Here is a 10,772-nt window from a genome sequence, read left to right as displayed (position 1 = left end):
CAACCCTTCGATCGTGGCTTGCACGTCGGCGATCGGCTGTTCGAAATCTAGAAAATTCGGGTTCATAGGCGTCCGTCTTGGGTCGAGTCCCAAATAAGCTTGGGCCGGCCGGTTGTCTATTCGCGCCCTACCTTAAGGGAGAGGCGCGCTGAGGTCGAGATTAAAAATTCAGGTTTCGGGCAAGTGCAATGATGGCACTCGCCGGTCAACGGTATTGGAGGAAGACGTTGTCTCGCCCGAACTGGTCACGCAGAGCCTGAATCAAGGCATCCGCCGGGTCGATTCGCCACGTCTCGCCAAACTGCAGCAAGGTCTTCGCATCGGGGCTGGTGTACTCCATGGTCACCGGGCACGCGCCGCGATGGCGCTTGAGCAAATCACCCAACCAGCGTAGCTGATCGCCTTTCAGATCCTGGGTTTGCAGCTTCAGGCGCAGGCTCTCGGCGAGGTTGGTACGCGCATCTTCCATGCTCATCACGCGCTTGACCCGCAGGCGCAGGCCGCCGGAGAAGTCATCGTTGCTGACCTCGCCTTCAACCACCACCATCGCGTCGGTCTGCAACAGCGACTGCGCGGAGTGGAACGCATCGGCGAACAGCGACGCCTCGATCCGCCCCGAACGGTCGTCGAGGGTGATGAAGCCCATCTTGTCGCCCTTTTTGTTCTTCATCACGCGCAGGGCAATGATCATTCCGGCCACGGTCTGCGTGTCACGCGCCGGTTTCAGGTCGATGATGCGCTGACGGGCGAACCGGCGGATCTCACCTTCGTATTCGTCGATCGGGTGACCGGTCAGGTACAGGCCCAGGGTGTCTTTTTCACCCTTGAGGCGTTCTTTGAGGGTCAGCTCTTTGGCCTTGCGATGCACCGCGTAAACGTCGGCGTCTTCCTCGACGAACAAGCCGCCAAACAGGTCGGCGTGACCGCTGTCGTGGGTGCGCGCCGTCTGCTCGGCGGATTTGATCGCTTCTTCCATCGCCGCCAGCAGCACCGCACGGTTGCGGTCGATGTTGGCCTGATAAGCCTTTTGCTCTTCATGGAAGAACGGGCCGAGACGATCCAGCGCCCCGCTGCGGATCAAACCGTCGAGGGTGCGCTTGTTGATGCGTTTGAGGTCGACGCGGGCGCAGAAATCGAACAGATCCTTGAACGGCCCGTCCGCGCGCGCCTCAGTGATCGCCTCGACCGGACCCTCGCCCACACCCTTGATCGCGCCGAGGCCATAAATGATGCGGCCTTCGTCGTTCACCGTGAACTTGAATTCCGAAGTATTCACATCCGGCGCGTCGAGACGCAGCTTCATGGTGCGAATTTCTTCGATCAAGGTCACGACCTTGTCGGTGTTGTGCATGTCCGCCGACAGTACCGCGGCCATGAACGGCGCCGGGTAGTGAGTCTTCAGCCAGGCCGTCTGGTACGAAACCAGACCGTAAGCGGCAGAGTGAGACTTGTTGAAACCGTAACCGGCGAATTTTTCCACCAGGTCGAAAATGTTACCGGCGAGGTCTGCTTCGATATTGTTGGTCTTGCAACCTTCAATAAAACCGCCGCGCTGCTTGGCCATCTCTTCGGGCTTTTTCTTACCCATCGCCCGACGGAGCATGTCCGCACCACCGAGGGTGTAACCGGCCATGACCTGGGCAATCTGCATCACCTGTTCCTGATACAGGATGATGCCGTAGGTCGGTGCCAATACCGGCTTGAGGCCTTCGTATTGATAGTCGGAGTGCGGATACGCCAGCTCGGCGCGACCGTGCTTACGGTTGATAAAGTCATCAACCATGCCGGACTGCAGCGGGCCCGGACGGAACAGGGCCACCAGTGCGATCAAGTCTTCCAGGCAGTCGGGCTTGAGCTTTTTGATCAGCTCTTTCATGCCTCGCGACTCAAGCTGGAACACCGCGGTGGTTTCAGCTTTTTGCAACAGCGTGTAAGTCGGTTTGTCGTCGAGCGGGATGAACGCGATGTCCAGCGGCGGCTCGTCGACCTTGGCGCGGTCGCGGTTGATGGTCTTCAGCGCCCAGTCGATCACCGTCAGCGTCCGCAGACCGAGGAAGTCGAACTTCACCAGACCGGCGGCTTCAACGTCGTCCTTGTCGAACTGGGTTACCAGACCGTCACCGGCCTCGTCGCAATAGATCGGCGAGAAGTCAGTCAGCTTGGTCGGCGCGATAACCACACCACCGGCGTGTTTACCGACGTTACGCACCACGCCCTCGAGCTTGCGCGCCATCTCCCAGATTTCGGCGGCCTCTTCATCGACCTTGATGAAGTCACGGAGGATTTCTTCCTGCTCGTAGGCTTTTTCCAGAGTCATGCCGACTTCGAACGGAATCATCTTCGACAGACGATCCGCCAAACCGTAAGACTTGCCCTGCACCCGCGCCACGTCGCGCACCACAGCCTTGGCGGCCATGGAACCGAAAGTGATGATCTGGCTTACCGCGTTGCGCCCGTATTTCTCGGCCACGTAGTCGATCACGCGGTCACGACCGTCCATGCAGAAGTCGACGTCGAAGTCGGGCATCGAGACCCGTTCCGGGTTAAGGAAACGTTCGAACAGCAGGTCGTATTCCAGCGGATCGAGGTCGGTGATCTTCTGCACGTAGGCCACCAGCGAACCGGCACCCGAACCACGGCCAGGGCCTACCGGCACGCCGTTGCTCTTGGCCCACTGGATAAAGTCCATAACGATCAGGAAGTAACCCGGGAAGCCCATCTGGATGATGATATCCAGCTCGAAATTCAAGCGATCTACATAGACCTGACGCTTGGCTTCGTAGTCTTCGGTGGTGTCCTTGGGCAGCAGCACCGCCAGTCGCTCTTCGAGACCGTCGAAGGAGACTTTGCGGAAATATTCGTCGATGGTCATGCCATCGGGGATCGGGAAGTTGGGCAGGAAGTGCGTGCCCAGTTTCACGTCGATGTTGCAGCGCTTGGCGATCTCGACGGTGTTTTCAATCGCGTCGGGAATATCGCTGAACAGCTCGATCATCTCCTCGGCGCTTTTCAGGTATTGCTGATCGCTGTAATTCTTCGAACGACGCGGATCGTCGAGGGCGCGGCCCTCACCAATGCACACGCGGGTTTCGTGGGCGGCGAAGTCTTCCTGCTTGATGAAGCGCACATCGTTGCTCGCCACCAAAGGCGCGCCGAGTTTGTCGGCCAGCGCCACGGCGCCGTGCAGTTGTTCTTCATCGTTGGGACGGTTGGTGCGCTGGATTTCCAGATAGAAGCGATCCGGGAACACCGCCATCCATTCGCGCGTCAGGGCCTCGGCTTCAGCCGGGTTGCCACTGATCAGGGCCATGCCGATCTCACCTTCTTTGGCGGCGGACAGCATGATCAGGCCTTCGTTGGCTTCAGCGACCCACTCACGCTCGATGATGATCATGCCGTTGCGCTGACCTTCGATGAAGCCGCGCGAGATCAACTCGGTGAGGTTGCGATAGCCCTTGGCGTTCATCACCAACAGGCTGAGCCGGCTCAGCGGCGCGTCCAGATCTTTGTTCGACAGCCACAGGTCGGCGCCGCAGATCGGCTTGATGCCGGCGCCCATGGTGTTTTTATAGAATTTGACCAGGGAACACATGTTGTTCTGGTCGGTGACCGCGACCGCCGGCATGTTCATGGCGGTCAGCGCCTTGACCAGCGGCTTGATCCGCACCAGCCCGTCGACCAGCGAGTATTCAGTGTGCAGGCGTAGATGAACGAATGAAGCCGGCATAGTGATCCTGTCCAGTTACATAGAGACAACAAGGCCCGGATTGTACCGGGCCTCGAACAAAACATCAGCCTTGCGACTAAACCTGCGTCAGGCCTTCCAGCGCTTCGTAAGCCAGACGCACCGGGGCAAACGAGCGCCGGTGAATCGGCGTCGGGCCCAGACGTACCAAGGCTTCCAGATGAACGGGCGTCGGGTAGCCTTTATGGCCGCCGATGCCGTAACCCGGGTAGATCAATTCAAACGCAGCCATTTCACGGTCACGACTGACCTTGGCCAGAATCGACGCGGCAGCAATGGCCGGCACCTTACCGTCACCCTGCACCACCGCTTCAGCGCGCATCGGCAAGTGTGGGCAGCGGTTGCCGTCGATCATCGCCAGTTTCGGCTGAATATGCAGGCCAGCGACCGCGCGCTGCATGGCGAGCATGGTCGCGTGAAGGATGTTCAGTTCGTCGATTTCTTCGACTTCGGCGCGGGCAATGCACCAGCTCAGCGACTTCTCGATGATTTCGTCGTAGAGCTTTTCACGCTTGGCTTCGGTGAGCTTCTTCGAGTCGTTGAGACCGAGAATCGGCCGGTTCGGATCGAGGATCACCGCCGCCGTCACCACTGCACCGCACAACGGGCCGCGACCGACTTCATCGACACCGGCCACCAGTTCTTCGACTTCGGCGACCAGGGTGAAATCCAGCCCCATCTGCATGCTTGTCTTGCTCATTGTTTTTGACCGATCAGGTTAAGGACGGCGTCCGCCGCCTGATTGGAGGCATCCCGGCGCAGCGTGCGGTGGATCTCGTCGAAACCGCGCGTCTGTTCTTCACCACCCTCGATCAGCGGCGACAAGGTCTGGGCCAGCGCTTCGACCGTCGCATCATCCTGCAACAACTCTGGCACCAGCAGACGCTGGGCGAGCAGGTTCGGCAAGGACACGTAAGGGCTCTTGACCATGCGCTTGAGAATCCAGAACGTCAGCGGTGCCAAGCGATAGGCGACCACCATCGGCCGCTTGTACAGCAGCGCTTCAAGGGTCGCGGTACCGGAAGCGATCAACACGGCGTTGCACGCGGCCAGGGCCAGATGGGATTTGCCGTCGAGCAAGGTCACTGGCAGATCGCGGCCGGCGAGCAGCTCTTCAAGCTGCGCGCGACGCTCGGCATTGGCGCAAGGGATAACGAAGCGCAGCCCCGGACGCATGGCACGCAGACGTTCGGCGGTATCGAGGAACAACGCACCAAGTCGAGACACTTCGCCGCCACGGCTGCCGGGCATCAAGGCCACCAGCGGGCCGTCAGGCAAGCCCAACTCGGCACGCGCGGCAGCACGATCAGCCTCCAGCGGAATGGCATCGGCCAGCGTGTGGCCGACGAACCGCACCGGTACGCCTTTCTCTTCATAGAATTTCGCTTCGAATGGCAGCAGCGTCAGCATCAGATCGCAGCCTTCGCGAATCTTCAACACGCGCTTCTGCCGCCATGCCCACACCGACGGGCTGACGTAATGCACGGTTTTGATACCGGCCTGACGCAGCTTCAGTTCGATATTGAGGTTGAAATCCGGGGCATCGATGCCGATGAACACGTCCGGCTTCTCGGCGATCAATGTGGCGATCAGCTCCTTGCGGCGCTTGAGCAACTCACGCAGACGCCCGAGCACTTCTACCAGGCCCATGACCGACAAGCGTTCCATGGGAAAGTAGGAAGTCAGGCCTTCGGCCTGCATCAACGGGCCACCGACGCCGATGAACTCGACCGCTGGATGCTGCGCCTTGAGGGCGCGCATCAGACCGGCGCCGAGAATGTCGCCGGAAGCCTCACCCGCCACCAGCGCAATACGCAGATTGGCCATGATCAGCGAGTGATGCCGCGAGTCGACGACTGGATCGAGTCGCGGAAAATCGCAACTTCCGGGAACTGCGCCGCCGGTTCAGCCAGCTCAGCCAGTGCCTGCTCGACCGTCAGGCCTTGGCGGTAGACGGTTTTGTAGGCGCGACGCAGTGTGTGGATCGCGTCTTCGCTGAAACCACGACGGCGCATGCCTTCGAAGTTCATGCTGCGTGCTTCCGCCGGGTTGCCGAATACCGTCACGAACGCCGGAACGTCCTTGCCGATCGCCGTGCCCATACCGGAAAAGCTGTGGGCGCCGATGTGGCAATACTGATGTACGAGGGTGAAACCGGAGAGAATCGCCCAATCATCAACGTGTACATGGCCGGCCAACGCAGTGTTGTTGACCAGAATGCAGTTGTTGCCGATGACGCTGTCGTGGCCGATGTGGGCATAGGCCATGATCAGGTTGTGGTCGCCCAGCGTCGTTTCCGAACGATCCTGAACGGTGCCACGGTGAATGGTCACGCCTTCGCGGATGACGTTATGGTCACCAATCACCAGACGGGTTTCTTCACCTTTGTATTTCAGATCGGGCGTGTCCTCGCCTACCGAAGAAAACTGGTAGATGCGATTGTGCTTACCGATGCGGGTCGGGCCTTTGAGAATTACATGGGGCCCGATCACAGTACCCTCGCCGATTTCCACACCGGCGCCGACGATCGACCACGGGCCGACCTCGACGCCGTCAGCCAGAACGGCCGACGGATCGATGATTGCGCGAGGGTCAATCAAACTCATAGTTTGCGTTCCGCGCAGATGATCTCAGCAGAGCAGACCGGCTTGCCGTCGACCGAGGCCTGGCATTCGAATTTCCAGATCTGACGCTTGCAGCTGAGGAACTTGGCTTCAAGGATCAGTTGGTCGCCCGGCAACACAGGCTGGCGGAAGCGCAGCTTGTCGGAACCGACGAAGTAGTAAAGCGTGCCGTCGGCAGGCTTCACATCAAGCATTTTGAAACCGAGGATCCCGGCAGCCTGAGCCATCGCTTCGATGATCAATACGCCCGGCATGATTGGATGCGCAGGGAAGTGACCATTAAAGAACGGTTCATTGATGCTGACATTCTTGTAGGCGCGAATGCGCTTGCCTTCAGTGTCCAGTTCCACCACCCGATCCACCAGCAGGAACGGGTAACGGTGAGGCAGGTATTCGCGAATCTCGTTGATGTCCATCATTTCGGGGGGAGGCCGATGGAGAGTGTGGGAGCGCGACTGACGCGCACTCCTCTAGCAAATCAAGGAGGCAGTCTAGAGGCTGTGCACACTTGATATGGAAATGGTATCAGCCATCTGATGAAGCATTGCCGTCAGGGGTCACTTCCCCTACGCGCTTTTCCAGCTGTTTCAAACGTCGCGCGATGTCATCGAGCTGACGAATACGGGCCGCGCTTTTGCGCCATTCGGCCGCCGGTTGCATGGCTGTACCGGATGAGTAGGCGCCTGGCTCGGTAATCGAGTGGGTCACCATGGTCATCCCGGTGAGGAAAACGTTGTCGCAAATATCAATGTGCCCAACCAGACCGACACCGCCAGCGAGCATGCAATGCTTGCCGATCTTGGTGCTGCCGGAGATCCCGACACACGCGGCCATGGCGGTGTGATCACCGACCTGAACGTTGTGCGCAATCTGAATCTGGTTGTCGAGTTTCACGCCATTACCGATCACGGTATCGGCCAACGCGCCGCGGTCGATAGCGGTATTCACGCCAATCTCTACGTCGTCGCCAATGGTCACGCCACCAATCTGGGCGATTTTCTGCCAGATGCCCTTCTCGTTGGCAAAGCCGAAGCCCTCACCTCCGAGCACAGCACCGGACTGAATCACCACACGTTTGCCGATGCGCACGTCGTGATACAGGGTCACGCGGGGCGCTAGCCAGCCGCCTTCACCAATTTCACTGCGCGCACCGATAAAGCAATGTGCGCCCAAGGTCACTTGAGCAGCGATACGCGCACCGGCTTCGATCACCACGAACGGGCCGATGCTGGCGGTTGGATCAACCACCGCGTCGTCCGCAATCACTGCCGATGGGTGGATACCCGCCGCAGCTTTTGGTTTGGGATCGAACAGGTGCGAAATACGTGCGTAGGCCAGATAAGGATCCGGCACCACCAGTGCATTCCCGGAAAAACCTTCGGCGTCAGCTTCTTTGAGCAACAGCGCTGCCGCCTGCGAACCTGCCAGGAATTTGCGGTATTGAGGGTTTGCCAGAAAGCTCAACTGAGCTGGGCCAGCCTCTTGCAAAGTGGCTAGCCCAGTAATTTGCTTCTCCGGGTCGCCACGCAGGGTGGCGCCGAGGAACTCGGCCAACTGGCCGAGCTTGATAGTCACGGTCATGGGTTACTTCAGCTGATTCATGCGCTCGATAACCTGGCGCGTGATGTCGTACTGAGGCTTGACATCGATCACTGCGCCACGCTCGAACACCAGGTCAAAACCACCTTTCTTGATGACTTCTTCCACTGCGCCATCCAGCTTCGGCTTCAGTTGCTTGAGCATTTCGCGGTCAGCAACGGCTTTGGCTTCGTTCAATTCTTTGGACTGGAACTGGAAGTCACGGGCCTTTTGCTTGAATTCAAGCTCCAGACGCTCGCGCTCACCCTGCTGCATTTTGTCGCCACCGGCCATCAGACGATCCTGAATGCCTTTGGCGCTGCTTTCCAGAGTCTTCAGTTTGGTCAGTTGCGGACCGAACTTCTTCTCGGCATCAACGGCGTACTTCTTGGCCGCGTCCGATTCCAGCAAAGCCATCTGATAGTTCAGAACAGCGATTTTCATGTCGGCGAAAGCCGGGCCTGCCACCAGTACGGAGGCCAGGAGAACCAATTGAGTCAACTTACGCACGATGCACTCCTACAAAATCCATTGTCGTTATCTTGGGTCAGACGCTTAGAACGTCTGGCCGAGGGAGAATTGGAACACTTGAGTTTCAGCGTCATCCGGTTTCTTGATCGGCATGGCCAACGCGAAGCTCAGAGGACCCAGCGCGGTAACCCAAGTCACGCCTACACCGACAGAACTCGCCATGTTGCTAAGGCTGATGTCGTTGCACTGCGTGTTGGATTTCGAACCATCGGAGTTCCGGGTGTCCTTGCACTGCGAGTCGAACACGTTACCGACATCCCAGAATACCGAAGTACGCAGGGAACGCTGATCCTTGACGAATGGCAGCGGGAACAGCACTTCAACACCACCCTGGATCAGAACGTTACCACCGAACGGCAGTGGATCCTGATCCGGGTCGCGCAGAGTACCGTTGGCCCCTGTACTTGGCGTACTGCGAGGACCTAGCGTGCTGTCCTTGAAGCCACGAACCGAGTTGAAACCACCAGCATAGTAGTTTTCATAGAACGGCAAGCCGTCAGTCGAACCGTAACCGTCGCCATAACCCAATTCGGTGTGCAGGCGCATGGTGTAGTTTTCAGTGATCGGCTGGAACAGCTGACCGCGATAATCAAGCTTGAAGAACGACAGGTCGCTGCCTGGAATCGTCGATTCCAGGGTCAGGCTCTGCGAACGACCACGGGTCGGCAGTACGCCTTTGTTCAAGGTCGACTCGGACCAGCCGGCGGACGCCTTGAAGTTCAGATACTTGTCGCCTTCCTTGTTAACGAAGTCGAAAATCTCGTCAACGGTGTAATCACCGGTCTTGATCTCATCCTGCTGTACGGACAGACCGAAAGTCAGACGCGATGTTTCGCTGATCGGGTAGCCAACGTTAACGCCAGCACCCAGGCTGTCTACCGCATAACTCGAAATATCAGCGTCAAGCTTGTCGTAGTCAGTGGTGCGATAGAACGCGTTGTAACCCAGGCTCACGCCATCGGCGGTCCAGTACGGGTCAACGTAACCGAAGTTATAGCGGCTCTGGTATTCGCTTCGGGTCAGGCCGACGCTGACGCGGTTACCGGTGCCGAGGAAGTTGTTCTGGGTGATCGAACCACCGAGGATCAGACCGGCGCTCTGCGCAAAACCGACGCTGGCGGTGATCGAACCGGAAGCCTGCTCTTCAACGCTGTAGTTCACGTCAACCTGGTCGTCGACACCTGGCACAGCCGGGGTTTCAACGTTGACTTCTTTAAAGAAGCCCAGACGTTCAAGACGGGTCTTGGACTGGTCGATCAGGTAGGTAGAAGCCCAGCCGCCTTCCATCTGACGCATTTCACGGCGCAGCACTTCGTCTTCCGACTTGGTGTTGCCACGGAAGTTGATGCGGTTGACGTAAGCACGCTTGCCCGGATCGACAGCAAACAGGATGTCGACGGTGTGGTCGTCATCGTGTGGCTGCGGTACGCCGTTGACGTTGGCGAAGGTGTAACCCTCGTTACCCAGACGACGAGTGATCAGTTCGGAGGTGGTGGTCATCAGCTTGCGCGAGAACACTTGGCCTTTCTGCACCAGCAACAGCGATTTGACCTGGTCTTCAGGGACTTTCAGGTCACCGCTGAGTTTGACGTCACGAACGGTGTACTTCTCGCCTTCGGTGACGTTAACGGTGATGTAGACGTGCTTCTTGTCCGGGGTGATGGACACCTGGGTCGAAGCGATATCCATGTTGATATAGCCGCGGTCCAGGTAATAGGAACGCAGACGCTCCAGGTCACCGGAAAGCTTTTCACGGGCGTACTTGTCATCGTTCTTGAAAAACGACAGCCAGTTGGTGGTTTTCAGCTCGAACAGGTCGGTCAGGTCGTCCTCAGGGAAAACCGTGTTGCCTACCACGTTGATGTGCTGAATGGCCGCCACGGTGCCTTCGTTGATCTTCACTTTCAGACCAACACGGTTACGTGGCTGCGAAACCACTTCGGTATCAACGGTGGCCGAGTAGCGACCCTGAGCAACGTACTGACGCTGCAGTTCGTTACGCACACCTTCGAGGGTGGCACGCTGGAAGATCTCGCCTTCGGACAGACCGGATTGCTTGAGGCCTTTCATCAAGTCTTCGGTGGAGATCGCCTTGTTGCCTTCGATCTCGATACTGGCGACCGACGGACGTTCAACGACCGTGATTACCAGTACGTTGCCTTCGCGGCCCAGCTGGATATCTTGAAAGAAACCGGTTTTGAACAACGCACGAGTGGATTCCACCAGGCGACGATCATCCGCCTGCTCGCCGACGTTCAACGGCAAGGCACCAAAGACACTACCCGCGGAGACCC

General features: G+C 58.4%; 8 protein-coding genes. All 8 read right to left on the bottom strand.

Translation table 11 applies throughout. The features are described 5' to 3' along the window. Window positions 1-205: 205 nt before the first annotated feature. The gene (dnaE, locus tag ACIP1X_RS25910) at window positions 206-3,727 is read right to left on the bottom strand and encodes a DNA polymerase III subunit alpha (RefSeq protein ID WP_400755696.1); all 3,522 of its coding nucleotides are present in this window, start codon (window positions 3,725-3,727) and stop codon (window positions 206-208) included. Between the two features lie 76 nt (window positions 3,728-3,803). Next, a complete protein-coding gene (rnhB, locus tag ACIP1X_RS25905; RefSeq protein WP_159813170.1) occupies window positions 3,804-4,430 on the bottom strand; it encodes a ribonuclease HII in 627 nt (208 codons plus the stop codon). Between the two features lie 11 nt (window positions 4,431-4,441). Then, window positions 4,442-5,572, bottom strand: a complete 1,131-nt coding sequence (lpxB, locus tag ACIP1X_RS25900) for a lipid-A-disaccharide synthase (RefSeq protein WP_212545335.1) — start codon at window positions 5,570-5,572, stop codon at window positions 4,442-4,444. 2 nt (window positions 5,573-5,574) lie between these two features. Next, on the bottom strand, window positions 5,575-6,351 hold the full coding sequence (gene lpxA, locus ACIP1X_RS25895; RefSeq protein ID WP_159813095.1) for an acyl-ACP--UDP-N-acetylglucosamine O-acyltransferase: 777 nt from the start codon (window positions 6,349-6,351) through the stop codon (window positions 5,575-5,577). Next, a complete protein-coding gene (gene fabZ / locus ACIP1X_RS25890) occupies window positions 6,348-6,788 on the bottom strand; it encodes a 3-hydroxyacyl-ACP dehydratase FabZ (RefSeq protein WP_053117635.1) in 441 nt (146 codons plus the stop codon). Before fabZ ends, lpxA begins: the two co-directional genes overlap by 4 nt. Window positions 6,789-6,894: 106 nt before the next feature. Beyond that, window positions 6,895-7,950: a UDP-3-O-(3-hydroxymyristoyl)glucosamine N-acyltransferase gene (gene lpxD, locus ACIP1X_RS25885; protein ID WP_400755695.1), complete on the bottom strand. Its 1,056-nt coding sequence runs from the start codon at window positions 7,948-7,950 to the stop codon at window positions 6,895-6,897. A 3-nt stretch (window positions 7,951-7,953) separates the two neighbouring features. Next, window positions 7,954-8,457, bottom strand: a complete 504-nt coding sequence (locus ACIP1X_RS25880) for an OmpH family outer membrane protein (RefSeq protein WP_042557882.1) — start codon at window positions 8,455-8,457, stop codon at window positions 7,954-7,956. 45 nt (window positions 8,458-8,502) lie between these two features. Further along, the coding region (gene bamA, locus ACIP1X_RS25875; RefSeq protein ID WP_400755694.1) for an outer membrane protein assembly factor BamA at window positions 8,503-10,772 on the bottom strand (2,270 nt) is incomplete at its 5' end.

Source organism: Pseudomonas sp. NPDC088885 (assembly GCF_044750025.1).
In the GTDB taxonomy this organism is placed as follows: domain Bacteria; phylum Pseudomonadota; class Gammaproteobacteria; order Pseudomonadales; family Pseudomonadaceae; genus Aquipseudomonas; species Aquipseudomonas rustica.
Note: the sequence above shows the minus strand (reverse complement) of the source record. Positions and strands in the feature narration are given on the sequence as shown.

Coding starts and splice junctions, on each gene's coding strand:
- dnaE (WP_400755696.1), bottom strand. CDS start 3,727: ATGCCGGCTTCATTCGTTCATCTACGCCTGCACACTGAATACTCGCTG.
- rnhB (WP_159813170.1), bottom strand. CDS start 4,430: ATGCAGATGGGGCTGGATTTCACCCTGGTCGCCGAAGTCGAAGAACTG.
- lpxB (WP_212545335.1), bottom strand. CDS start 5,572: ATGGCCAATCTGCGTATTGCGCTGGTGGCGGGTGAGGCTTCCGGCGAC.
- lpxA (WP_159813095.1), bottom strand. CDS start 6,351: ATGAGTTTGATTGACCCTCGCGCAATCATCGATCCGTCGGCCGTTCTG.
- fabZ (WP_053117635.1), bottom strand. CDS start 6,788: ATGATGGACATCAACGAGATTCGCGAATACCTGCCTCACCGTTACCCG.
- lpxD (WP_400755695.1), bottom strand. CDS start 7,950: ATGACCGTGACTATCAAGCTCGGCCAGTTGGCCGAGTTCCTCGGCGCC.